At 37.6% G+C, this 25087-nt stretch carries 19 protein-coding genes; 14 read left to right on the top strand and 5 right to left on the bottom strand.

Features of this window, described 5'->3' with window-relative positions; all coding sequences use genetic code 11:
• The first annotated feature begins 211 nt into the window (after positions 1 to 211).
• From RBU59_RS17940 to RBU59_RS17960, 5 genes are all read left to right on the top strand, one after another.
• Positions 212 to 1504: a BMP family ABC transporter substrate-binding protein gene (locus RBU59_RS17940; RefSeq protein ID WP_308143856.1), complete on the top strand. Its 1293-nt coding sequence runs from the start codon at positions 212 to 214 to the stop codon at positions 1502 to 1504.
• A gap of 105 nt (positions 1505 to 1609) precedes the next feature.
• Positions 1610 to 3145 (top strand): ABC transporter ATP-binding protein, encoded by a 1536-nt coding sequence (locus RBU59_RS17945; protein WP_308143857.1) that lies wholly within the window; start codon positions 1610 to 1612, stop codon positions 3143 to 3145.
• Positions 3142 to 4248, top strand: a complete 1107-nt coding sequence (locus tag RBU59_RS17950; protein WP_308143858.1) for an ABC transporter permease — start codon at positions 3142 to 3144, stop codon at positions 4246 to 4248. Before RBU59_RS17945 ends, RBU59_RS17950 begins: the two co-directional genes overlap by 4 nt.
• A gap of 1 nt (position 4249) precedes the next feature.
• Positions 4250 to 5230, top strand: a complete 981-nt coding sequence (locus tag RBU59_RS17955) for an ABC transporter permease (protein WP_308143859.1) — start codon at positions 4250 to 4252, stop codon at positions 5228 to 5230.
• Between the two features lie 398 nt (positions 5231 to 5628).
• A complete protein-coding gene (locus RBU59_RS17960) occupies positions 5629 to 7416 on the top strand; it encodes a fibronectin type III domain-containing protein (RefSeq protein ID WP_308143860.1) in 1788 nt (595 codons plus the stop codon).
• Between the two features lie 159 nt (positions 7417 to 7575).
• Here the strand turns inward: RBU59_RS17960 and RBU59_RS17965 are convergent, their stop codons facing one another.
• A complete protein-coding gene (locus tag RBU59_RS17965; RefSeq protein ID WP_308143861.1) occupies positions 7576 to 8619 on the bottom strand; it encodes a D-alanine--D-alanine ligase family protein in 1044 nt (347 codons plus the stop codon).
• A 226-nt stretch (positions 8620 to 8845) separates the two neighbouring features.
• On the opposite strand from RBU59_RS17965, the gene RBU59_RS17970 reads away from it, so the two are divergent.
• A complete protein-coding gene (locus RBU59_RS17970) occupies positions 8846 to 9388 on the top strand; it encodes a DJ-1 family glyoxalase III (RefSeq protein WP_308143862.1) in 543 nt (180 codons plus the stop codon).
• Here RBU59_RS17970 and RBU59_RS17975 read toward each other — a convergent pair.
• Entirely contained in the window at positions 9372 to 10625 is a 1254-nt protein-coding gene (locus RBU59_RS17975; RefSeq protein WP_308143863.1) for an alanine/glycine:cation symporter family protein, read from the bottom strand. The two genes, RBU59_RS17970 and RBU59_RS17975, sit on opposite strands and share 17 nt — an antisense overlap.
• Before the next feature lie 370 nt (positions 10626 to 10995).
• Between RBU59_RS17975 and RBU59_RS17980 the strand changes: the two genes are divergently transcribed.
• The 7 genes from RBU59_RS17980 (at position 10996) to yihA (ending at position 20075) form a co-directional block, all read left to right on the top strand.
• Entirely contained in the window at positions 10996 to 11223 is a 228-nt protein-coding gene (locus RBU59_RS17980; protein WP_308143864.1) for an alpha/beta-type small acid-soluble spore protein, read from the top strand.
• A 503-nt stretch (positions 11224 to 11726) separates the two neighbouring features.
• Positions 11727 to 13076, top strand: coding sequence for a phosphoglucosamine mutase (gene glmM, locus RBU59_RS17985; protein ID WP_308143865.1), 1350 nt, complete (start codon positions 11727 to 11729; stop codon positions 13074 to 13076).
• A 482-nt stretch (positions 13077 to 13558) separates the two neighbouring features.
• Entirely contained in the window at positions 13559 to 14845 is a 1287-nt protein-coding gene (tig, locus tag RBU59_RS17990) for a trigger factor (RefSeq protein WP_308143866.1), read from the top strand.
• Positions 14846 to 14982: 137 nt separating this feature from the next.
• A complete protein-coding gene (gene clpP / locus RBU59_RS17995; protein WP_308143867.1) occupies positions 14983 to 15564 on the top strand; it encodes an ATP-dependent Clp endopeptidase proteolytic subunit ClpP in 582 nt (193 codons plus the stop codon).
• 36 nt (positions 15565 to 15600) lie between these two features.
• The gene (clpX, locus tag RBU59_RS18000) at positions 15601 to 16896 is read left to right on the top strand and encodes an ATP-dependent Clp protease ATP-binding subunit ClpX (protein ID WP_308143868.1); all 1296 of its coding nucleotides are present in this window, start codon (positions 15601 to 15603) and stop codon (positions 16894 to 16896) included.
• 171 nt (positions 16897 to 17067) lie between these two features.
• A complete protein-coding gene (gene lon / locus RBU59_RS18005) occupies positions 17068 to 19407 on the top strand; it encodes an endopeptidase La (protein WP_308143869.1) in 2340 nt (779 codons plus the stop codon).
• A 38-nt stretch (positions 19408 to 19445) separates the two neighbouring features.
• Positions 19446 to 20075, top strand: coding sequence for a ribosome biogenesis GTP-binding protein YihA/YsxC (gene yihA / locus RBU59_RS18010; protein ID WP_308143870.1), 630 nt, complete (start codon positions 19446 to 19448; stop codon positions 20073 to 20075).
• Positions 20076 to 20234: 159 nt separating this feature from the next.
• Here the strand turns inward: yihA and RBU59_RS18015 are convergent, their stop codons facing one another.
• The 3 genes from RBU59_RS18015 to RBU59_RS18025 form a co-directional block, all read right to left on the bottom strand.
• Complete coding sequence (locus tag RBU59_RS18015; protein WP_308143871.1) at positions 20235 to 20762, bottom strand: DUF4364 family protein; 528 nt, start codon at positions 20760 to 20762, stop codon at positions 20235 to 20237.
• 81 nt (positions 20763 to 20843) lie between these two features.
• Positions 20844 to 21821, bottom strand: a complete 978-nt coding sequence (locus RBU59_RS18020) for a TIGR01212 family radical SAM protein (protein WP_308143872.1) — start codon at positions 21819 to 21821, stop codon at positions 20844 to 20846.
• A gap of 4 nt (positions 21822 to 21825) precedes the next feature.
• On the bottom strand, positions 21826 to 22977 hold the full coding sequence (locus tag RBU59_RS18025; RefSeq protein ID WP_308143873.1) for an NAD(P)-dependent malic enzyme: 1152 nt from the start codon (positions 22975 to 22977) through the stop codon (positions 21826 to 21828).
• A gap of 461 nt (positions 22978 to 23438) precedes the next feature.
• Between RBU59_RS18025 and rho the strand changes: the two genes are divergently transcribed.
• On the top strand, positions 23439 to 25085 hold the full coding sequence (gene rho / locus RBU59_RS18030) for a transcription termination factor Rho (protein ID WP_308143874.1): 1647 nt from the start codon (positions 23439 to 23441) through the stop codon (positions 25083 to 25085).
• Positions 25086 to 25087: the final 2 nt, after the last annotated feature.

Here is a 25087-nt window from a genome sequence, read left to right on the forward strand (position 1 = left end):
CAGTAGGATATTTGCCGCAATCTAACCCATGGACGGGAGTTGCATGTATTCAATAGTACATACAGCTCCTTACATATTTATGATGATACATTATTTATCCTTTCGTTCATATTGCTTTGAGTACCAAATCATTTGAAAATGGTTTAAAGAAACTGAGAGCATAATGTGATAGATGTTACATTACACAATAATTTTATAGGAGGAAGCTATTATGAAGAAAATTTTAACATTAGTATTAGTACTTGCAATGACAGTAGGATTGGTGACCGGGTGTAGTTCTACGGCTACAAAAGAGACCGGTGAAAACACTGCATCTACAGATAAAACAGCAACCGGTGAAAACAGCACAGCAGAACCAGAAACTGCTACCGAAGAAAATTCTGCAGCAGAAAGTACAGATGTGTCAGGTTTAAAAGTAGGTATTATTTATGTAGGTGACGAAAATGAAGGTTATACTGCTGCTCATATGGCAGGTATTGATGAAATGATTAAGAACCTTGGTTTATCAGAAGATCAGGTTATTGAGAAAACAAATATTGCAGAAGATGAATCCTGTTATGATGCAGCAGTTGATTTAGCAGATCAGGGATGTAACATAATTTTTGCAAACAGCTTTGGACATGAAGATTTTATGCTTCAGGCAGCAAAGGAATATCCTGAGGTTCAGTTCTGTCATGCAACTGGTTATAAAGCAGCTTCCTCCGGCTTACCAAACGTACATAACTACTTTACAGCAGTTTATGAATCACGTTATGTATCAGGTGTGGTAGCTGGTTTGAAATTAAATGAAATGATCGCAAAAGGTACAATTACTGCTGATAAAGCGAAAATGGGTTATGTAGGTGCTTATCCTTATGCTGAAGTAGTATCCGGTTATACTTCTTTCTATCTTGGAGCAAAAAGTGTATGTCCTACTGTAACTATGGAAGTGCAGTATACCAACAGCTGGGCTGATATGGCAGGTGAAAATGAAGTGGCAAAACAGCTGATTGCGGGCGGTGCAGTATTAATCAGCCAGCATGCTGATACTACCGGCGCTCCTACCGCAGCAGAAGAAGCAAAAGTACCTGTTGTAGGATATAATGTGGACATGACTTCCGTAGCACCTGATTCAGCTTTAACTTCCGCAACCATTAACTGGGGACCATATTATACTTATGCAGTTAAGAGTGTAATTGACGGAACACCTATTGATACTGACTGGTGCCAGGGTTACAAAGATGGAGCCGTAGGTATATCTCCGTTAAATGAAAACGTAATAGCAGAAGGAACAGCAGATAAAGTAGCTGAAGTAGAAGCAGCTCTTAAAGATGGTTCTTTAAAAGTATTTGATACAAGTACATTTACCGTAAAAGGCTCCAAAATTGAAGACTTAATTAAATCAGATGCAGATTTTTCTAAGTACTCCGCTTATGTTTCTGACGGATATTTCCATGAATCCGAGTTAATTTCTGCACCGGCATTTGACTTAAGAATTGATGGTATTACAGAATTAACGAAGTAGTATTTTGCAGTGTTTTACCTTTAACAAGTACGGTCTTAAAGTGCCGTACCAAATGCGGAACTGTGTATAGCAGTTCCGCAAATTTACTTTATAGGAGGTCCTTTTGTGGAACAGATAAATGCGATTGAGCTAAAAAATGTTACCAAGTCTTTTGGCGAGGTTATTGCAAATGACAACGTCAATTTATCAGTAAAAAAAGGTGAGATTCTTTCAATTCTGGGAGAGAATGGCAGCGGAAAAACAACGCTGATGAATATGCTTTCCGGAATTTATTTTCCGGATGAAGGACAGATTATTATTAATGGAAATGAGGTAACCATCCGTTCCCCAAAAGATTCCTTTTCTATGGGTATTGGTATGATCCATCAGCATTTTAAACTGATTAACATATTAACAGCCGCTGAAAATATTATTTTAGGCCTGCCTGGCGGAGAACGTTTAAAAATGAACCAGGTCAACGATGACATCAATAAGCTGACAAGTCAGTACGGATTTGACTTGAATCCATCACAGAAAATATATGATATGTCCGTATCCCAGAAACAGACAGTGGAAATCGTGAAGGTTTTATACCGTGGGGCCGATATCCTTATATTAGATGAACCGACAGCCGTACTTACCCCTCAGGAGACCAGGAAATTGTTTGATGTGCTTACGAATATGAGAAAAGCGGGAAAATCCATTATTATCATAACGCATAAACTAAATGAGGTTCTTGAATTATCAGACCGTGTAGCAGTACTTAGAAAAGGGAAATATATTGGAACCGTAAATACCTCTGAAGCTACCGTAGCTTCCTTAACGGAAATGATGGTAGGCGAAAAGGTGCAACTGGATATTGATCGTACGGAACCGGTAAAACCTGAAAAGCGTATTGAGATGAGAGGCATTACCTGTAAAAGCAAAGAGGGTCTGAACTTGTTAAAACAGGCATCTTTTTCAGCTTATAGCGGTGAAATATTAGGAGTCGCTGGTATAGCCGGAAGCGGACAGAAAGAATTGCTGGAATCCATAGCAGGACTTATTCCGATCGAAAGCGGTGAAATACTCTATAATGCTCCGGATGGTACTACTGAGAAAATTTCTGATATGAAACCCGCCCAAATCAGAGACCTTAAGATTCAGCTGTCATTTGTTCCGGAGGACAGACTGGGAATGGGTCTTGTAGGCTCCATGGATTTAACAGATAATATGATGCTAAGAAGTTATAAAGAGGGTAAGCATTTCTTTGTAGACCGTAAGAGACCTAAGGATTTGGCTATGGATATTGTAAATAAACTGGACGTGGTTACGCCGGGTGTGGATACTCCTGTCAGGAGACTTTCCGGCGGAAATGTTCAAAAAGTGTTGGTGGGACGTGAAATTGCTTCAAATCCAACTGTTCTTATGGTAGCATATCCGGTGAGAGGCCTGGATATTAATTCCTCCTATACCATATATAATTTACTGAATGATCAAAAGAAAAAAGGTGTAGCGGTTATCTGTGTCGGAGAGGATCTGGATGTTTTACTGGAACTTTGTGACCGCATTCTTGTATTAAACAGCGGAAAGATAACAGGAGTTGTGGACGCACGTAAAACAACAAAAGAGGAACTGGGTCTGTTAATGACCTCGTCCGGAAAGGGGGCACATGTAAAATGAGCAGAGAAGCAGTAAATAACGAAATGTTTATAAGAATGACCAAACGGGATACTATCTCTAAAAAGAAAGCCTGGCTTATCCGCCTTTTAGCTATTGTACTTTCCCTGATTGTATGTGCTCTTGTTATTGTAGCATTTATTCACGAAAATCCAATTCAGGTTTACCTTGGAATTATAAACGGTGCGGTTGGTAAAAACCGCCGTTTATGGGTTACTATCCGGGAAGGATTGACCTTACTGATTATTGCAATCGGATTAACCCCTGCTTTTAAGATGAAATTCTGGAATATCGGGGCGGAAGGCCAGATATTAATGGGGGGTGCGGCTACGGCAGGTATGATGATTTATTTTGGGAACGCTATCCCCAACTGGCTCTTAATTCTCTTGATTTTTATTGTAAGCAGTTTAGCGGGAATGTTATGGGGACTGCTTCCGGGAATTTTTAAAGCATATTATAATACCAATGAAACCTTGTTTACGCTTATGCTTAATTATGTTGCCATGCAGATCGTAACGTTCTGTATTGTTTTCTGGGAGAATCCGGCGGGTTCCAATACGGTAGGAATTATTAATGCTGCTTCCGGCAAGGGGTGGTTCGGTAAAATATTCGGATTGCAATACGGACTTAATATTATTATCGTACTGGTAATAACATTAGGTGTTTATCTTTATATGAAGTATAGCAAACAGGGATATGAGATTGCTGTAGTAGGTGAAAGTCAGAATACCGCCAAATATGCGGGTATCAATGTAAAGAAAGTCATAATCCGTACCATGATGATCTCCGGTGCCATCTGCGGTCTTGCCGGAAGTATTATTGTAAGCGGAGCAAGTCATACTATCTCTACCAGTACTGCCGGAGGAAGAGGGTTTACGGCAATTATTGTTGCATGGATGTCAAAGTTTAACCCACTTGCCATGATTGCAGTATCGGCTTTCTTGGTATTTATGCAGCAGGGGTCCATACAGATCGCAACCCAGTATGGTCTCAATGAAAATGCTTCAGATATTATTACGGGAATTTTATTATTTTTCCTGATCGGATGTGAGTTCTTCATTAATTACAAAGTGGAATTCCGCAAAAAGATTAAGGAGGTACAGTAATATGTCATTACTATTAACCTTTATCCAAAATGCAATAGGACAGGGAGTCAGTATCCTATATGGTGCCTCCGGTGAGATCTTAACCGAAAAGTCAGGTAACTTAAATCTTGGAATACCGGGGATTATGTATATGGGCGGAATTTCAGGATTGATGGGGGCTTTCTTTTACGAAAAATCCACGGAGCATCCAAATGCCCTGGTTGGTTTATTAATTTCCCTTATAATAACCCTGCTTGCTTCTGCCTTAGGGGGACTTATTTACAGTGTCTTAACCATAACCCTGCGTGCAAACCAGAATGTGGTGGGGTTGGCGCTTACTACCTTTGGTGTAGGTTTTGGTAATTTTTTCGGAGGATCTATCTCCAAACTTGCCGGCGGTGTCGGACAGATATCCGTTAAAACAACAGCGGCGGCTTACCGGGCCAGAATACCCGGACTGTCAGATATTCCCATAATCGGAGATTTGTTATTCTCTTATGGGTTGTTAACGTATCTTTCCGTCATACTGGCCATTTTGCTTACGTATTTTCTTAAAAACACCAGAAAAGGCTTAAACTTAAGAGCAATAGGAGAAGATCCTGGTGCTGCTGATGCGGCAGGTATTAACGTATCGAAATATAAATATATCTCTACGGTGTCTGGTGCGGCGATTGCAGGACTTGGTGGTTTATATTTTGTAATGGAGTATTTAGGCGGCACATGGAATAATAACGGTTTTGGAGACAGAGGTTGGCTTGCCATTGCGCTGGTTATCCTTGCCTTATGGAAACCGGTTAATGCCATATGGGGATCCTTTCTCTTTGGTGGGTTATATATTCTCTACATTTATATGCCGGGTCTGACAAGAGCCACCCAGGAGTTATGCAAAATGCTTCCGTATGTAGTTACAATTATTGTATTAATTTTAACCAGTAAACGAAACAAACTTGAAAATCAGCCGCCCGCAAGTCTGGGTGAGGCATATTTCAGGGAAGAGCGTTAAAATACTGCCTGTTAACAGGGGGCTGTTGCAAAGTAAAAATTGCAGCAGCTTTTTTTTCTTATAGGATATTACGTCCTATAAGAAAAAAAGCCCGACCGGCAGGATGCACATGACGCACTTAAGGAAGATGTCACTGTCGTGACAGCGCGTCAGCGCTAGAGTCTGGCAAGCCAAACTCTTTCTTATTTACAGGAAAGTTCTCCGAATTTCCTTATGAATTAATTAAATCTTAAGGAAATACAAGACATATTTATCAATATTTAACAATTTTGACATATATATTACACATTTACAGTTTAAATTAATAATATAAGCGGGTGGTAAAATCTAGAATATGATATGATATTATACAATACCATTTATGAGCTAGCAAATTTTTAATTAAAAAGGAGGAAATTATGTTCAGGAGATTCACAAAAACACTTATTATTTCTTTGGCTTCCATAAGTTTGATAGGTACAGGTATTGTTACTAACCCTATCGTTGCCAGAGCATCCAGTTCCAGTCAGGAACAGTTGTCTGTTTTTAATATTTTTTCCGAAACAGCAGATATTTTAGGAGTGGACGAACAAACGATAGTTAATAAAATAGCAAGTGGAAGTACCTTAGGAGAAATCGCGGAAAGTTATAATTTCAGTGAGACCACTTTATTGGAGGAATTGGAAGGCAGAATAGTAGAGAGTATTAATGATGATTTAGCTGACGGTACTATGACCCAGACCCAGGCGTCTAATTTGAAAAACTACTATATCGGGATGCTAAAACTCCTTGTTGAAAATAAGTATATCAGCTCAAGTAACCTGATGTCAGCACCGGGAAGCCTTACGGCAACATCTAAAAATACAACCAGCATAACATTAAGCTGGGGTCCTGTATCAAGAGCAACATCTTATTATGTATATAGAGCGACATCTGTGTCTGGTCCTTATTCAAAAATAACTACAAGTGCAACATCCAGTTTTACCAATACCAAATTGGCAAATGGAACAACCTATTATTATAAAGTAAAAGCGGTTAACAGTTCAGGCACAAGTCCATTTTCTTCAGTAATTAAAGCTACCGTAGGAAGTAAATCCAGCAGTTTAAGTGCTCCCGGTGGTCTAACGGCTGCGGCTGACAGTGATACTCAGATATCGCTGAAATGGAGTTCGGTAACGAATGCGTCTTATTATTATATATATAGGGCAACTTCTTCTTCCGGTACTTACAGTAAAATAGCTACTTCCATAGTAACAAATTATACGGATAAAAATCTGGATGATGATACGACTTATTATTATAAAATAAAAGCTGCCAACAGTTCACTAGAAAGTGACTATTCAGCAGTAAAATACGTTTCAACCGGTGATGGTTCTGACAGCGATTCTGATAATCCGGATAATCTTATTGCTTATTCGGAGGAGGATGATGAGATAACTTTGGAATGGGATGAAGTAGATGATGCGGATTCTTATAATATTTACAGAGCTACCTCTTCTTCCGGAACTTATTCGCTGATTGCTAATGTTAATGGTACCGATTATACAGATGATAATTTAAGTAAAAATAAAACTTATTATTATAAAATTAAATCGGTTGACGGTTCCAATACCAGTGCATATTCTTCTATAGCCCATGCAACTACCGGAGATGATTCGGTTAATGATTTCAGAGCACCGCGTAACCTTGATATTGTTGACTCAGATGAAGATGGAATAACCTTGGAGTGGGATGATGTAAATGATGCGGAATCCTATTATGTCTACAGGGCAACCTCCAAATCCGGAACCTATACTAAACTTGAAGAGGTAAATGATACTGAGTATTACGATTACGATGTAACAAAAGGAAAAACTTATTACTATAAAGTTAAAGCATATAACGGTAAAAAAACCAGTGATTATTCATCAATTGTTTATGCTACCGCCGGAAAGGATGGAGTGGATAGACCGGATAATCTTTATGTGACCGATGAAACCGATGATGAGATTTCTCTTACATGGGATGAAGTGGAAGACGCAGATTACTATTATGTATACAGAGCTACTACGAAATCAGGGACTTACAGTAAAGTAGCTAAAGTAACGGACACGGAATATACGGATGACCATCTGAGATCTGATAAAACTTATTATTATAAAGTAAAAGCCTTTGACGGAGGCAAATCCAGTGATTATTCAAAAGCCGTTTCCGGAACTACGGATTAATATTAATAACAGGATTTATTTAATATAATTAAGAGATTATCTAAAACTGTAAGTGAATTAATAAGATAATATACAAGAAAAGTATAGAATATATAAGGCAGCTATTTACTGAATAACAGTTTAAGCTGCCTTATTTATGATTCAAGTATAAAAAGCTGTTTAGTTTTCCAGAGGCATTTTGGCAATCATCTCACAAAGTTTTTGATAGGTGATACCTTTTTGCTTTGCTTCCTGAGGAATTAAACTGGTGGGAGTCATTCCCGGAAGGGTATTTGCTTCCAGACAGATAAATTCATCGGCTTCATTTAAAATAAAATCGATTCTGGAGTAATCGCCCAGTCTTAATGTCTTATGTACAAGTAAAGCTCTTTTTTGAACCTTCTGCGTTAATTCCCGGGATAGTTTTGCAGGACAGATTTCCTTTGTTAAACCTCCCTGGTATTTGTTTTTATAATCATAAAAGCCCTTCAGAGGGATTATTTCAATTACCGGTAAAGCTTCTCCTTTCAATATACCGACTGAGAACTCCCTTCCTTTTACCAGTTTTTCTATCAGGACATTATCTTCGTATTTGGTTGCGTATTTAAGAGCTTTCGTTAACTCTTCTTTGGTTCCGGCGATTGAAACACCGATACTGGAACCATTACTGCAGGGTTTAATAACACAAGGAAAACCAATCTGCTCTGTTATTATATTAAAATCATTTTCCATAGAATGATATAGGATCCAATCGGCAGTAGGAATTCCCGCCTGGACGAGTAACCTTTTTGAAATATCTTTATCCATGGCTAATAAGCTTCCTATATATCCGGTTCCTGTATATTTAATATTATAATTATCAAAGGTTGCCTGAATCTGCCCGTTTTCTCCAATGGAACCGTGCAGAGCAATAAAAACCACATCAGCATAACGGCATAATTCAAGAACATTCTTACCAATGAAAGCCTCTTGTCCGTTATTTTGTATTTTGATATCATTTAGATCCGGTTCTTTCTCAGTTACCTGGTAAGAATATTTTTTTCCGTCACACGCTGCTGAAAATAAATGACTGTAATCTTTTTTATCTATTTCGATTCCAACATATACATCCAATAATAATACTTCATGACCGGATTCTATTAAAGAATTTGCTATAAGACTTCCGGAAGATAAAGATACATCCCGTTCAGGGCTTAAACCTCCGGCTAATACAACGATTTTCATATCTGATCCCTTTCTGATAACCTAAAATTTTATTTTTTTTTGCACTAAGCTAGGTGGCAATGACCATGCTTTCTAGAACTCAACAGGTTACTTCTGATTTCATTATAGCTGCCTTATAATTATAAGAATATCAAATTAATGCTTTGATTTCTGCAAATAGTGCTGTCTGAAACCCTTGTTATATATGGAAATGATGGTATAATAAAAAGCAAAAAGGAGCGAACGTATGGTATATATATTCTTAGCGGATGGGTTTGAGGAAATTGAGGGTTTAACGGTAGTAGATTTGTTAAGAAGAGCAGATGTGCAAATAGTTATGGTCTCCATAACCGGAAAAAAGCAGGTTATGGGTTCTCATAATATAAAAATCGAAGCAGATGAATTATTTGGTGAATCTGATTATACAAAAGCTGACATGCTTATCTTGCCGGGAGGTATGCCCGGTACCAAACACCTGGCGGAGCACCAGGAATTTGTTACCTTGTTAAAGCAATTTAATAGAGAAGGAAGAAAAATTGCGGCAATATGCGCCGCTCCAAGCGTGCTGGGAATGAATGGTATTCTTAAGGGCAAGAAGGTGACCTGCTACCCTGGTTATGAAGACAAATTAACTGGTGCTTTGGTTACCGGGAATAAAACGGAAGCAGATTTAAACATCATAACCGGTAAGGGAATGGGCGTTTCTATTGATTTTTCCCTGCGGATTATTGAAACATTAAAGGATAAGGAAACCGCGGAAAAAATTGCGGCAGCTATTCAGTACATTTAATATCACGGTATAATAACCAGATAGACAATACATTTGGAATAATCATAAAGGCATTAATTAAGTCGGAAAGTTCCCATACAAATTCCAGTGATAATATGGCACCTATGAATATCATAACAAGATAACAAATGCGGTAGGTATTTATTCCTTCTTTTCCGAAGAGATAAACTACCGCTTTTTCTCCGAAATAAGACCAACCGATTAAAGTTGCGGTAGCAAAAGCAATAATAGAAAGTCCTAATATATAACCGCCGAATGGAATCTGCTCGAAGGCAACGGTTGTTAATTCGGAAGCAGAAGCTCCTTGTACCGAGGAAGGAAATTTTAATATATGGGATACAATCACAAGACCGGTAATTCCGCACATTACGACAGTATCCCAAAAAGTTGCACTCATGGATACCAATGCCTGATTATAAGGATTTTCTGTTTTTGCACTTGAAGCTGCAATAGCGGCGGTACCAATACCCGCCTCATTGGAAAACAGACCTCTTGCAATGCCATATCTTGCAGCAGTTTTGATTGTACTTCCAATAAAACCCCCTGCAATTGCACTGGGAAGAAAAGCGGAATGGATAATCAATTTTATAGCAGGCAGAAGAAAGTCTATATTTAATACCAATAGAATGATACAAGCGGCCATATAAAAGATTCCCATGGCTGGAACCAGCTTTGTACAGATATTTCCAATGGATTTAATCCCTCCTATAATTACCAAACCGGTTATAAGAGCGGTAAGTAAACCAACGATATAAGGCGGAAAGCCCCATAAATCAGATGTAACATCTGTTATCGAATTAGATTGTGTAGAACAACCCACACCGTAGGATGCAGCCAGGGTCAGAAAGCAGTAAAGCATGGCCAGCGGTTTGGAATGAAGCCCCTTTTCCAGTACATACATAGGACCGCCGGAATAAGTACCATCTTTGCCAATGCAGCGGTAATGGATACCGAGATAACATTCGGCGTAGGTTGTAGCCATACCAAGAACACCGGTAAGCCAAATCCATAGGATAGCGCCCGGACCGCCCATTGCTACGGCTGTGGATACTCCTATAATGTTTCCTATACCCAGGGTTGCCGCCAAAGTAGTGGTAAGTGCTCCAAAGCTGCTGGTCTCACCATCCGAAGAGGAGGAGGATTTTACAGACAGACGAACACCCTTACCGATTTTTTTTTGAATAAATTTTAAACGAAAAGTCAGGAAAAGATGAGTTGCCAGAAGTATAATAATCATTGGGCCATTCCAAAGAAGTTTATTTATACTCTTTATGATAGAAAGAATCTCATTCATAATATACCTTTATCATTATTGTTTATATAATATATGAATCAGGTGGGACAATATATGAAAATAAAATACAGATAAAATAATTGAGCTCATTATAGTAGCTGCATTAATAACGCTTACAAGTATCAGCCTGTTTATAAAGAATCAAAAATAAAAATAAGTTCCACAACTTACCATAATAAAAATTCCCTCTTCTGTTAACAATATTACTAAGATAACTGATTCATAAAACAAATCATTTATCTTAATCAATTGGTTTCTTGTTTCAAACAAGCATTGGTTGATGCAAACAATCTTATCGTGGAGGTGAATTATTATGGCAAGTAACAATAACAGCGGTTCTAACAGATCAGAAGTACCTCAAGCTAGAGAGGCTCTTGACAGATTCAAAATGGAAGTTGCATCTGAAATTGGTGTACCTTTAAAACAAGGTTACAACGGAGATTTAACTAGCGCACAGAATGGTTCTGTTGGCGGTGAAATGGTAAAACGTATGATTAGAAGACAAGAAGAATCTATGTCAGGCTCTTCAAGTTCTTTCTAAACTAAAGCGAAAAAGATTTGAATTAAACGGTTAGCTTAAATTATACAACAAATGCTGTATAGTTGCTCCATGAGTTAATCATTTAAAACATCATCTTTATGTACGGTTGGATTATATGGGAACATAAAATCCAATTGTACATAGCGGATGGTGTTTTTTTATTGCATAGGAAAGTTCTTCGAACTTACCTATGCAACAAAAAGCTTTCCAGGCAGGATGCGTTTGACGCACTTAAGGAAGATGTCACTGTCGTGACAGCGCGTCAGCGCTAGAGTCTGGTAAACCAGACTCTTTCTTGTCGTATATATGGAGCAAACACAGTAAGTCAGACATATGATAGATAAAAACAAAGATGGAAAGCGGGCAGAACAGTTGCCATAATGAAACGGTTATGTTACAATCGGTTATATGATTTTATATAAATATTTGAGTCAATAAATACAAAGGGTTTGTACGAATAGAGTATTTCAAACGAAAATTAAGATAATGAAGGAGCTCTTTAGATGGGTAAATATTTTGGTACAGATGGATTTCGCGGTGAAGCTAATATTGATTTGACAGTAGAACATGCTTATAAAGTAGGTAGGTTTTTAGGTTATTATTACGGGAAGGAGCATAAGGCTAACGTTGTAATCGGCAAAGATACAAGGCGTTCCAGTTATATGTTTGAGTATGCCCTGGTATCAGGACTTACGGCCAGCGGTGCAGATGTTTATCTGCTTCATGTAACCAGTACTCCCAGTGTATCCTATTTGATAAGAAGTGAAAATTATGACTGTGGAATTATGATATCGGCAAGTCATAATCCTTATTATGATAACGGGATTAAAATCTTAAACGGAAGCGGTTATAAATTAGAAGCAGAAGTTGAGGAACTAATCGAAAAATACATAGACGGCGAGGGATTAAGCATTCCATATGCCACCAGAGAAAAGATAGGTAAAACCACGGACTATTACATAGGGAGAAACCGCTATATAGGGTATTTAATTTCTCTTGCTACCAGATCCTTTTCCGGTATGAGAGTTGGTCTTGATTGCGCTAACGGTTCTGCTTCTACCATTGCAAAAGGTGTATTTGATGCTTTGGGTGCGAAAACATATGTAATAAATAATGAACCGAATGGCACGAACATTAATGACGGCTGTGGTTCCACCCATATTAATACACTGCAGAAATATGTTATAGAAAATCAACTGGATTTAGGATTTGCGTATGACGGAGACGCAGATCGTTGTTTAGCAGTGGATGATAAGGGTAATATTATAGATGGAGATTTAATATTATATGTCTGCGGCTCATATATGAAAGAACGTGGTGAACTTAGTAATAATACGGTTGTAACTACCATCATGTCGAATATTGGCTTGTATAAAGCCTTGGATGAAAAAGGTATTTCATATGAAAAAACAGCTGTCGGGGATAAATATGTTTATGAAAATATGCTGGAATATGGCCACTCAATAGGTGGGGAGCAATCCGGACATATTATTTTCAGCAAACATGCTACTACAGGTGACGGAATCCTGACTTCACTAAAAATAATGGAAGTAGTTCTGGAAAAGAAAATGAAACTTTCCGATCTCATTAAAGACGTATATATTTATCCGCAGCTTTTAGTCAATGTTAAGGTAAAGGATAAGAAAACTGCCAGAGAAGATGATAAAATAATAGAAGTAATAAACCAGGTAACCCATGAACTTGGTGAAGAGGGACGAATCCTGGTAAGAGAAAGCGGTACGGAACCTGTTATCCGGGTTATGGTAGAAGCTCAGAGTCATGAATTATGTAAACTTTATGTGGATCGAGTAGTTGAAGTATTAAAACAACAGGGTCATGTAAGAAACGATTAAGAAAAAAATTATGGTATTTACAGAATGGCTATGTTATAATATACTAATGTCAAAACGTCAGAGTGGGAATCTGCCCTATTTTACCACATAGTAAAATTACTTCTTGTGTGGAAAACACTCCGCGGAATGCGTCCTAATACGCAATAGGATATTACTATCCAAGTTGAAATAAAACCATGGGTGCATATATATAATATATACTACAGGAACTAAAAACTGGTTCCTATAGTCGGATGCACGGCACCAAATACGGTGCCTTTTATCAGACGTTTGAAAAAGCAACATCTGATAAGTTATACTATAGGGACTAAAAACTGGTTCCTATAGTCGGATGCACGGCACCAAATACGGTGCCTTTTATCAGACGTTTGAAAAGCAACATCTGATAAGTTATATTATATATAACAGGGAAAAATACATTGACGGAAAATAATTGGATCGTATAAGGAAGATACGTTCACATATTAAGGAGGAAATTTTAAATGAGTTTACAAGTAGAAAAATTAGAGAAGAATATGGTGAAGCTAACCATAGAAGCTACTGCAGAGGAGTTTGAAGCTGCAATAGAAAAAGCCTATGCGAAAAATAAAGGTAAGATGAACGTACAGGGCTTCCGTAAAGGAAAAGCTCCACGTGCTATAATTGAAAAAATGTATGGAGCAAGTGTTTTCTATGAAGATGCTGCTAATATGATTATACCCGATGCTTACGAGAAAGCTGCTGAAGAAAGTAAATTAGAAATTGTTTCAAGGCCGGAAATCGATGTAGTGCAAATTGAAAAAGGCAAGCCATTTATTTTTACTGCTGAAGTAGCGGTAAAACCTGAAGTAACTTTAGGCGATTATAAAGGAATTGAAGTAGAAAAAACTGCTGTCGAAGTAACTGAGGAAGAAATTCTAGCCGAGATAGATAAAGTAAGAGATCAGAATTCCAGAGAAATTACCGTTGAAGACAGACCGGTTGCCGATAAAGATATGTTAGTAATCGACTTTGAAGGATTTGTAGACGGTGCTCCTTTTGATGGCGGCCAAGCAGAGGATTATTCCTTAACCATAGGATCCCATTCTTTTATTGATACCTTTGAAGAACAGTTAATCGGAAAATCTCTTGGAGAAGAGACAGAAGTAAATGTAACTTTCCCTGCAGAATATCATGCAGCTGAATTAGCAGGTAAACCAGCATTATTTAAAGTTAAGATAAAAGAAATCAAAGCAAAGGAATTACCGGAATTAGATGATGAATTTGCACAGGATGTATCTGAATTTGATACATTAGATGAATATAAAGCAGATATTAAAGCAACAATCTTAGAGAGAAAAGAAAAAGAAGCTAAGACTGCAAAAGAAGATAAAGTGATTGAAAAGATTGTTTCAAATGCTGCTATGGAGATACCGGATGCCATGATTGAAACACAGGTTAGACAAATGGCGGATGATTTTGCTCAGAGAATTCAGTCTCAGGGAATTACAATTGAACAGTATTTCCAATTTACAGGTATGAACAGCACACAATTATTTGATCAGATGAGACCGCAGGCTCAGAAGAGAATAGAAAGCAGATTAGTTCTTGAAGCTGTTGTAAAAGCTGAAAATATTACAGTGTCCGACGAAGATGTGGAAAAAGAATTTACTCAGATGGCTGAAACTTATAAAATGGAACTAGATAAATTAAAAGAATTAGTAGGCGAAAAAGAAAAAGAACAAATCGTTATGGATATGGCAGTTCAAAAAGCAGTAGATTTTGTTACCAACGCAGCAGCAGAAGTTTAATAGTACGAACTATTAACTTAAAAAGGAAGAGAATATAATATTCTGTTTAAATTCATGTTTTGTTTCCCTATTGATTATTATACAGGGGCAGCTGCGAGTATTGCAGCAGCCCCTAATACAAAGAAGGAGGATTTACTATGAGTTTAGTACCTTATGTCATTGAACAAACAAGCCGTGGTGAAAGATCCTACGACATTTATTCCAGATTATTAAAAGATAGAATAATTTTCCTGGGTGAAGAAGTTACAGATGTTTCTGCAAGTATTATTGTAGCACAGTTATTATTCCTGGAATCAGAAGACCCTAATAAAGATATAAACTTATATATTAACAGTCCGGGTGGATCTGTTACTGCAGGTATGGCAATCTATGATACCATGCATTATATTAAGTGTGATGTATCTACTACCTGTATTGGTATGGCTGCAAGTATGGGGGCATTCCTTTTAGCCGGAGGTACCAAAGGTAAGAGATTTGCTCTTCCTAATGCTGAGGTTATGATTCATCAGCCGTCTGGTGGTGCAAAAGGCCAGGCTACCGATATTAAAATCGTAGCTGAAAATATATTAAAAACGAAAAAGAAATTAAACGAGATTCTTGCTGCTAATACAGGTAAGCCTTTAGATATAATAGAGATTGATACAGAAAGAGACTATTATATGAGTGCTGAAGAAGCAAAGATTTATGGTATCATTGACAGTGTAATTGTAAGCAGATAGATAAAAAAATGCAGCGGGAAAGGAGATGATAACTAAGTGGCAAACAGAACGGATGAAAGAAAACAGATAAGATGTTCTTTCTGTAATAAAACTCAGGATCAGGTCAGAAAATTGATTGCAGGACCGGGTAATGTATATATATGTAATGAATGTATTGAGATTTGTTCTGAAATTGTAGAAGAAGAATTTGAAGATACAACCCAGGATGCAGATATCAACTTATTGAAACCTGCTGAAATCAAAAGCTTTTTGGATCAATATGTTATTGGACAGGAAGAAGCTAAAAAAGTTCTCTCCGTATCCGTTTATAATCATTATAAACGCGTACTGGCAGGCAGAGATCTGGATGTGGAATTACAGAAAAGTAATATACTTATGGTAGGACCTACCGGTTCTGGTAAGACATTTCTGGCCCAGACTCTGGCTAAGCTTATAAATGTTCCTTTTGCTATCGCCGATGCTACTGCATTGACAGAAGCAGGTTATGTAGGGGAAGATGTAGAAAACATACTTTTAAAACTTATTCAGGCAGCTGAGTTTGATGTGGAAAGAGCAGAACACGGAATTATATATATTGATGAAATAGATAAAATAACCAGAAAATCTGAAAATACATCCATAACCCGAGATGTATCCGGTGAGGGTGTACAACAGGCTTTATTAAAAATCCTGGAAGGTACCGTTGCTTCTGTTCCTCCCCAAGGAGGCCGTAAGCATCCTCATCAGGAATTTATCCAGATAGATACAACTAATATTCTATTTATCTGCGGTGGAGCTTTTGATGGTTTGGAAAAGATAATTGAAGCCAGAATCGGACAAAAATCAATCGGATTTAATGCTGAAATAACCAAAAATGTGAAAGAGAATATAGGCGAATTATTCAGACAGGCAATGCCTCAGGATTTTGTCAAATATGGCTTAATACCTGAATTTGTAGGGCGTGTTCCTGTTACGGTGGCCTTGGACTTATTGGATGAAGAAGCATTAGTTCGTATTCTTACGGAACCCAGAAATGCAATCGTAAAGCAGTATAAAAAACTGTTTGAATTAGATGGAGTTGAACTGGAATTCGAAGAGGAAGCGATACGTGTTATAGCAAAACGTTCCCTTGAGAGAAAGACAGGAGCAAGAGGTTTGCGTGCAATTATGGAATCTGTTATGATGGATTCTATGTATAAAGTCCCATCGGATACACAAATCTTGAAATGTATTATTACGAAAGAAGCTGCAGAAGGCGGAACTCTGCCTACATTAATTAGCTCAGAGGATAATCAGCCAAGAAAACCGATATCAAAGCGGGTACCGAAAAAAAATAGTAACGAAATTGCTTAAAAAAGATAGACAAGGGGCTGTCTTAAAATACCTTTACTGTTCCAAAATGACTTCAGTGCCGCATACTATGAAGTTATGGAAACTTAATGAAGGCATTTTAAGACAGTCCTTTTTAACATAAGACACTGCCTTAATAGGACAGGCTTAAATTAAACTTAAGTGGAGGTAAAGATGAGTGAATGTAGTAGGAGAGTTCCCGTTGTAGCTTTAAGAGGAATGGCAGTACTCCCCGGCATGTTAATTCATTTTGACGTAAATCGTAAAATGTCCATTGATGCAATAGAAAACGCTATGGAAAATGACCAGTTAGTATTATTGCTAACCCAACGGGATTCTGATATAGAAGATCCGGGTCAGGATGATTTATTTCAAATAGGAACAATAGCAGAAGTAAAGCAAATTATTAAATTGCCCGGAAATGTAATACGTGTATTAGTTTCGGGAACGGAGAGAGCACAATTAGAGAATTTAATTGAAGAACAGCCGTTTCTGCTGGGAGAAATCGGATTATTTAAAGATTCCGGTGAGCAGCATATTTCCAATACGGAAAAAAAGGCAATGCTTCGAGGTTTGAAAGACATCCTGGAAGTATATTTTATAGAGAACACTAAGATTAGCAAAGAAGTAATCAAACAATTGATGAAACTGGAGGATATTCAGGAATTAATTGATCAGATAGCTATAAACATTCCGCTTTCAGTAGAAGAGAAACAAGATTTAATCGAAGCAGTGGATTTAATTGAGAGATACCAGAAAATAACAGTCATTCTTACAGAAGAGATTGATATCTTAAGAATTAAGAAAGACTTGCAAAATAAAATAAAAGAAAAAGTAGATAAGAATCAGAAAGAATATTTATTAAGGGAACAACTAAAAGTTATCAGAGAGGAACTGGGAGAATCCAATGCCCAGACGGATGCGGATAATTACCTGGAGGCAGCGAAAGATCTGATAGCTACAGATGAAGTAAAAGAAAAAATAATCAAAGAAATAGAACGATTTAAGAACTTATCCGGTAATTCATCAGAAAGCTCCGTAGCTAGAGGGTATATAGAGACATTACTTTCATTACCTTGGGATAAGGCAGGAATCGATAAAACAGATATTAACAATGCTGAAAAAATCCTTAACCAGGATCATTACGGACTTCTTAAAGTTAAAACAAGAATCTTGGAATTTCTTTCAGTGCGCATTTTAACGAAGAAAGGTGACAGTCCTATTCTTTGTCTGGTTGGACCACCGGGAACAGGTAAAACTTCCATAGCCCGTTCGGTGGCAAAAGCTTTAAACAAAGAATATGTTAGAATCAGCCTGGGTGGGGTCAGAGATGAAGCGGAAATCCGCGGTCATAGAAGAACTTATATCGGTGCATTACCGGGTAGAATTGTAAGCAGTCTTAAAAGCGCCGGTGTAAAAAACCCTCTTATACTCTTAGATGAAATTGACAAGGTAAGCAGTGACTATAAAGGGGACACTTCGGCAGCTCTTCTTGAAGTATTGGACGCAGAACAGAATAATAAGTTTGTGGATCATTATATTGAAATACCCGTTGATCTATCGGAAGTTTTGTTTATTGCCACGGCTAATTCGGTACAAAGCATTCCAAGACCATTACTGGATAGAATGGAATTGATTGAGGTTACAAGCTATACGGAAAATGAAAAACGCCATATTGCAAAAGAGCATTTAATTGCAAAGCAGTTGAGTAAAAACGGCCTGAGCCGTAAACAATTAAGTATATCGGATAAAGCTTTAAGCCGTATTATTACCGGATATACCAAAGAAGCCGGCGTTCGTAATCTGGAGAGAAAAATTGGTGAGATCTGCCGAAAAGCTGCCAAAGAAATCATTATGGACGGCAGTGTAAAGATTAATATAAATGATAAAAACCTGACAAAATATCTGGGGAATGAAAAATATACTTTTCAGATGGCTGGTACCAGGGATGAAATCGGTATTGTTAGAGGTCTTGCCTGGACAAGCGTCGGAGGAGATACCTTGCAGATAGAAGTTAATGTTATGCCGGGTAAAGGAAAGTTTGAATTAACCGGACAATTAGGGGATGTAATGAAAGAATCGGCAAGAGCCGGTATCAGTTATATCAGGTCTGTTAGCAAAGATTATGGCATAAAAGATGACTATTTTGAAAATCATGATATTCACATTCATATTCCGGAGGGAGCAGTACCTAAAGATGGTCCGTCAGCGGGAATTACCATGGCAACCGCTATGCTTTCTGCAATCGTTGAAAAACCTGTCCGGGCGGATGTTGCTATGACAGGCGAAATAACCCTCCGCGGCAGGGTTCTTCCCATCGGTGGTTTAAAAGAAAAAATTCTTGCCGCAAAAGCAGCTAAAATTAAATTGGTTCTGGTGCCAAATCAAAATAAAAAAGATATTGAAGAATTATCCGAAGAAATTCTGGATGGTATTACAATAAATTTTGTAAGTTCAATGGAAGAAGTATTACAACTTGCTTTGGCAGGCGGAGTCATACCTCTGCAAAAATAACAGAAGTGAAATGATAGATAGGAAAGGATACCACAAAAATGCATGTAAAAAGTGTTAACCTGGAAACCGTATGCGGAATAACAAGTACTTTACCTAAAAATAATAAAATGGAAATAGCCTTTGCCGGCAAGTCCAATGTTGGTAAATCATCTCTGATTAATGCATTGATGAACCGAAAGGCTTATGCCAGAACCTCTGCGCAGCCTGGTAAAACACAAACAATCAATTTCTATAATATAAATGATGAACTTTATTTTGTGGATCTGCCCGGTTATGGTTATGCTAAAGTATCGGAAGCCTTAAAGGAAAAATGGGGTAAAATGATAGAAAAATATCTAAAAACCTCACAACAGTTAAAAATCGTTTTTCTTCTGATCGATATACGTCATGACCCATCGGAAAATGACCGGAACATGTATGAATGGATTGTATATCAGGGATACCAGCCGATTATTATTGCAACAAAACTAGATAAAATTAATCGGAGTCAGATTGATAAACAGACCAGAGCCATTAGAAAAGGGTTAAATGCACAGGCATCTACAAGTATTATCCCATTTTCCGCCTTGTCAAAACAAGGCAGAGATGAAATATGGGGACGTATTGAATCAGTAATAACAAAAGAAGCCGAAGAAGAAACCGATTCAGAAACTGAAACTTTGGAATAAAGTAAAGATCAATGTACTATTGACCATAACAGAATATATAAAAAAAGGTCGGGATGTTGTAAAAGAGAACAATATCCTGACCTTTTATTTCAATAAATGGCTAATTCTACATCAAGGGAATCGGTAATTTATTCCTCGCTGCATTTAAATTCAGTTCCTTTATTCCTCTTCTTTTAATAAATTACTTAAAACATAAGCATAAATCTGCTGACTGCGGGTCCGCCAGTTATCACATATTTTTGATGCATCTTCCTTGGTAGGAACTGCGATGGTAAGGTCTATAATGGAATCTTCTTTCTCAACAACCCTAAGACGTACCATATATTCCCCTCTTTTAGCTTCATAATATTCGGAAAGAGTAGAAACTTCATCTCGTAATGGATATTTGTTTTTTCTCAAATAATCTAAGATGTCTGACTGAATCGCCGAAGATATCATATTCCCAAAAAAGGATAAGGTTTCCCTGCCTGAGGCTGTAATTCTGTAATGAGAACTATGACCAACGGTTTCTACGGTCACAAACTCTGCTTCTAATAACTCTGATATGGACTGCTGAATATTAAAGTAATTGGTATAATCTTTTTCTAGGATAAAATTAGATATTTGAGCATTTGTTAACGGAAAATCCACTTTGTCCAATAAAAACAAAATAATTAATTTATACAATGTAAAAGCATCTGATTGCATATGGCAGCTCCTTTCCTAAAATCAATTACTTATCCTGTGTAATTCGGAATGATTAGAATACTGATACTATTCTGTTTGTATTTAAGCTTTTTTGCCCTGCCAGGTATTTCTTATTTTCAATTCTTGATTAATACGATTTAACACTAACTTTTTATTACTGCTCCATAAAGGTGCCATTAATAAGTTCTTAGGACCGTCCCCTGTAATTCTATGGATTACTATATTCTTCGGAATGATTTCCAGGCATTTTATTATAATATCAACATATTGTTCCAGAGTCAGAATGGGAAAGGAATATTTTGATAAATCAGTGTCTTTCAGTATATGCAATAATTGCAGCTTAATGCCCTGTACAGGGATAGATGATACATATCTAACTGTTTCTAACATATCAGGCACACTCTCGCCCGGAAGCCCAATAATTACATGTACTATAACTGTTAATCCATTCTCCTGAAGTCGTTTTACTGCATCTTCAAAGACAGATAGAGGATATCCTCTCCGGATAAAAGCGGCAGTAGACTCATGACAAGTCTGAAGTCCTAATTCAATCCACACGGGTTTAATCTGATTTAGTTCTCTTAGTAATAAAATCACATCTTGTCCCAGACAGTCAGGTCTTGTAGCAATGGATAAGGCTGCTATATCCGGATTATTGATGGCTTCCGTAAATAAACTGCGAAGCATATCGGGATTACCATAAGTATTAGTATATGCCTGAAAATAAGCAATATATTGTCCGCTGCCGTGACTTTCAGCCGGCTTACTAAAATCAGCTGCTTTTGCGTAATCTTTCTGTTTAAACTTTCCGGCGATCAGCCTTTTGGCTTCATTTATCTGATCGGTAATTGATAATAGGGAAGAAGCTGAAAAATCGCCGGAGCCACCCATACTGCAGAAAATACATCCTCTGGTATCAATGGTTCCGTCCCGGTTAGGACAAGTCATTCCGCCGTTTAAGGACAACTTATATATTTTCCGGCCAAAGCTCTGCTTTAAATAGTAATCAAGGGAATAATAACGCTTATCACCCCAGAAAGTTGTTTGTAAGTCATTCATATTATTATTTGATATGAGCTTTCACTGCATTACTAACCGCCTCACATACGCGGGGATCAAAAGGTTGAGGCATGATGCAATCTTCATTTAATTCCTTATCGGAAACTAAAGCTGCAATTGCCAGCGCCGCAGCCAATTTCATTTCTTCGGTAATCTGCTTTGCCCTGCCCTCCAAGGCACCTTTAAATATTCCCGGAAAAGCCACTACATTATTAACCTGGTTTGGAAAATCAGAACGACCGGTACCTACCACTTTAGCACCTGCGGATTTGGCAAGATCCGGCATAATTTCAGGAACCGGGTTAGCCATAGCAAACAGGATGGAGTTCTTATTCATGGAGGCTACCATGTCAGCTGTTACAATATTAGGAGCAGAAACACCAACGAAGATATCAGCACCTTTTAATGCATCTGCCAAAGAACCTTCCTTTTCGGATATATTGGTTATCTCCATCATCTGCTTCTGCATCCAGTTAAGGTTGTCCGTTTTTTTGGATAAGATACCAACTTTATCACAAAGGGTAATATTTTTAAAACCGTAACTATACAGAAGTTTTGTAATGGCAATTCCGGCTGAACCGGCGCCGTTTACAACAACTTCGCAGATTTCCTTATTTTTGCCTGTAACTTTTAAGGCATTAATAACCCCTGCCAGTACAACAATTGCTGTACCATGCTGGTCATCGTGAAAAACAGGGATAGTAAGAAGTTCTTTTAATCTTTCTTCAATCTCAAAGCAGCGGGGAGCTGAAATATCTTCTAAGTTAATTCCTCCGAAGGCGGGAGCGATATTAACTATGGTTTTAATAATTTCCTCTGTATCCTGAGTATCAAGGCATATAGGAAAGGCATTTACGCCGCCGAATTCCTTAAAAAGAACAGATTTTCCTTCCATAACAGGCATTGCGGCATACGGACCGATATTACCAAGGCCCAATACTGCGCTTCCATCTGATATTACTGCAACAGTATTCGCTTTTAATGTATATTTATAAGCTGCTTCTTTATCCTGGGCAATAACCTTGCAGGGCTCCGCTACACCGGGTGTATAGGCAAGTGCCAGATCTTCTCTTGATTTTACTGTGCATTTTGATGTTGTTTCAATTTTGCCATTCCATTCTTCGTGTAATATTAAAGCTTTTTCGCTGTTAGTCATAGATAAAACCACCTTATTTTCGTATTTTTATAAGCTAAAATTATCATATCACTTAAATAATGGTAAATCAAGCAAAAAACTGCCGCTCTTTTGGGGACTAAAGGTATAAAAAAGTTCCTGTTCACTCCCCTGCAAAAAGCAGCAGTTCCGTGAACAAGAACATGCATCTCGATGCACACAAAGCGCTAAGAAAACTTTCCTACACTGCAATGCTCCGGTTTTCTGTGACTTTCGCTTCGCTACACTCACAAAAAACACGTCGTTTTGTTGCCTGTGAAAGTAACATAAAAAACTAAAAATTACGAATATAAATAAAAAAAGCTTTTTTTTCTTGTACATTAGGTGTATAATATAGAGAATATATATTTTGGGTGCTAAAATCATAAGAACTGTCTAGATCATATCAAAATCCATCCCCATTGAAATGAAAAAATTTTATACTTGTAAAGGAGTAAGATTACATGGAAGCGCAGTATAATGAAATGTCCTTAGCAGAGCTTAGAACATTGGCAAAAAACAAAGGTATTAAGAGTATAACTGCATTAAGAAAACAGGAACTGATTGATGCCTTGGTATTAAAAGATTCAGCGGACGCAAATACGGTGGATTTACAATCAGGCAGAGAAAAGGCAAATCTTAGTACAGCAAAAGAAGCAGCAGAAGCAGAGACTAAATCTGAAGAATCAGAAAAAAGAAAAGACAATAACGCAAATCAGACAAAATCAAAAAGAAATAATACAGAGAAACAAGAGACGGACTTAAAAAAGAACTCAGTTCAAGCAGACCAGGATATTAGAAAGAATAGTAATTCCAATCAGGATTTCGATACCAAAAGAAATAATAATGTGTCACAAGATGCTGATATAAGAAAAAATACCGGGAATACACAAGAATCCGACTTAAGACGCAGTAACGGAGTATCTCAGGAACTGGAGGGGAGAAGAAACACGATATCCGCTTCAGAATCGGAGCAATTAGACAGCGGTGAAACCAAAGAGGGTATACTGGAAGTTATGCCGGATGGATATGGTTTTATTCGATGCGATAATTATCTTCCCGGAGAGAATGATGTTTACGTTTCACCGGCACAGATCCGCAGATTTGGTTTAAAAACAGGCGATATTGTAGCAGGTAATACCAGAATTCGTAATCAAGGTGAAAAATTCAGTGCTCTATTATTTGTTAAAAGTGTAAATGGGATGCACCCATCCGAAGCGCAGCGCCGCAAAAGATTTGAAGATCTAACACCAATTTTTCCGAATGAAAGAATTCATCTTGAAACACCGGGTACGAATGTTTCTATGCGTATGGTAGATTTAATTTCTCCAATCGGCAAAGGCCAAAGGGGAATGATTGTATCTCCACCTAAAGCAGGTAAAACAACGCTTCTAAAACAGATTGCCAAAGCAATTACAAAAAATCATCCGGGAATCAGCCTCATTATTCTGCTTATTGATGAACGTCCGGAAGAAGTAACTGATATTAAAGAATCCATAGAGGGTAAGAATGTAGAGGTTATTTACTCAACATTTGACGAGCTGCCGGATAATCATAAAAGAGTTTCAGAAATGGTAATCGAGCGTGCAAAACGTCTGGTTGAACATAAAAAGGACGTAGTAGTATTATTAGACAGTATTACAAGATTAGCAAGAGCTTATAATTTAACGGTACAAGCCAGCGGCAGAACCTTATCCGGCGGTCTTGATCCTGCAGCACTTTACATGCCGAAACGCTTTTTTGGTGCGGCAAGGAATATGAGAGAGGGCGGCAGTTTAACCATATTGGCATCAGCGTTAGTAGATACGGGCAGCAGGATGGATGACGTAGTATTTGAGGAATTTAAAGGAACCGGTAATATGGAGTTGGTTCTTGACCGTAATTTATCCGAAAAAAGAATTTTCCCGGCGCTCGATTTAACGAAATCCAGTACCCGTAGGGATGATTTATTATTAAACCAATCCGAACTAGAAGCCACTTTTTTGATGAGAAAAGCATTTAATAGTATGAAATCAGATGATGCGGTTGAAAGAATAATTGACATGTTTATAAAAACAAAAACAAATACTGAATTTATTGAGATGATTAAAAAGACCAAAATTGTTTTTTAGGT

Source organism: Anaerocolumna sp. MB42-C2 (assembly GCF_030913705.1).
GTDB lineage: Bacteria > Bacillota > Clostridia > Lachnospirales > Lachnospiraceae > Anaerocolumna.

Bases quoted from the DNA above. Each gene is read 5' to 3' on its own strand.
- RBU59_RS18020 (WP_308143872.1), bottom strand. From the start codon at position 21,821: ATGAATGACTTACAAACAACTTTCTGGGGTGATAAGCGTTATTATTCC.
- clpP (WP_308143867.1), top strand. From the start codon at position 14,983: ATGAGTTTAGTACCTTATGTCATTGAACAAACAAGCCGTGGTGAAAGA.
- lon (WP_308143869.1), top strand. From the start codon at position 17,068: ATGAGTGAATGTAGTAGGAGAGTTCCCGTTGTAGCTTTAAGAGGAATG.
- RBU59_RS17975 (WP_308143863.1), bottom strand. From the start codon at position 10,625: ATGATTATTATACTTCTGGCAACTCATCTTTTCCTGACTTTTCGTTTA.
- RBU59_RS17970 (WP_308143862.1), top strand. From the start codon at position 8,846: ATGGTATATATATTCTTAGCGGATGGGTTTGAGGAAATTGAGGGTTTA.
- RBU59_RS17950 (WP_308143858.1), top strand. From the start codon at position 3,142: ATGAGCAGAGAAGCAGTAAATAACGAAATGTTTATAAGAATGACCAAA.
- RBU59_RS17955 (WP_308143859.1), top strand. From the start codon at position 4,250: ATGTCATTACTATTAACCTTTATCCAAAATGCAATAGGACAGGGAGTC.
- RBU59_RS17940 (WP_308143856.1), top strand. From the start codon at position 212: ATGAAGAAAATTTTAACATTAGTATTAGTACTTGCAATGACAGTAGGA.
- yihA (WP_308143870.1), top strand. From the start codon at position 19,446: ATGCATGTAAAAAGTGTTAACCTGGAAACCGTATGCGGAATAACAAGT.
- RBU59_RS17980 (WP_308143864.1), top strand. From the start codon at position 10,996: ATGGCAAGTAACAATAACAGCGGTTCTAACAGATCAGAAGTACCTCAA.
- tig (WP_308143866.1), top strand. From the start codon at position 13,559: ATGAGTTTACAAGTAGAAAAATTAGAGAAGAATATGGTGAAGCTAACC.
- RBU59_RS17960 (WP_308143860.1), top strand. From the start codon at position 5,629: ATGTTCAGGAGATTCACAAAAACACTTATTATTTCTTTGGCTTCCATA.
- rho (WP_308143874.1), top strand. From the start codon at position 23,439: ATGGAAGCGCAGTATAATGAAATGTCCTTAGCAGAGCTTAGAACATTG.
- glmM (WP_308143865.1), top strand. From the start codon at position 11,727: ATGGGTAAATATTTTGGTACAGATGGATTTCGCGGTGAAGCTAATATT.
- RBU59_RS18015 (WP_308143871.1), bottom strand. From the start codon at position 20,762: ATGCAATCAGATGCTTTTACATTGTATAAATTAATTATTTTGTTTTTA.
- RBU59_RS18025 (WP_308143873.1), bottom strand. From the start codon at position 22,977: ATGACTAACAGCGAAAAAGCTTTAATATTACACGAAGAATGGAATGGC.
- RBU59_RS17965 (WP_308143861.1), bottom strand. From the start codon at position 8,619: ATGAAAATCGTTGTATTAGCCGGAGGTTTAAGCCCTGAACGGGATGTA.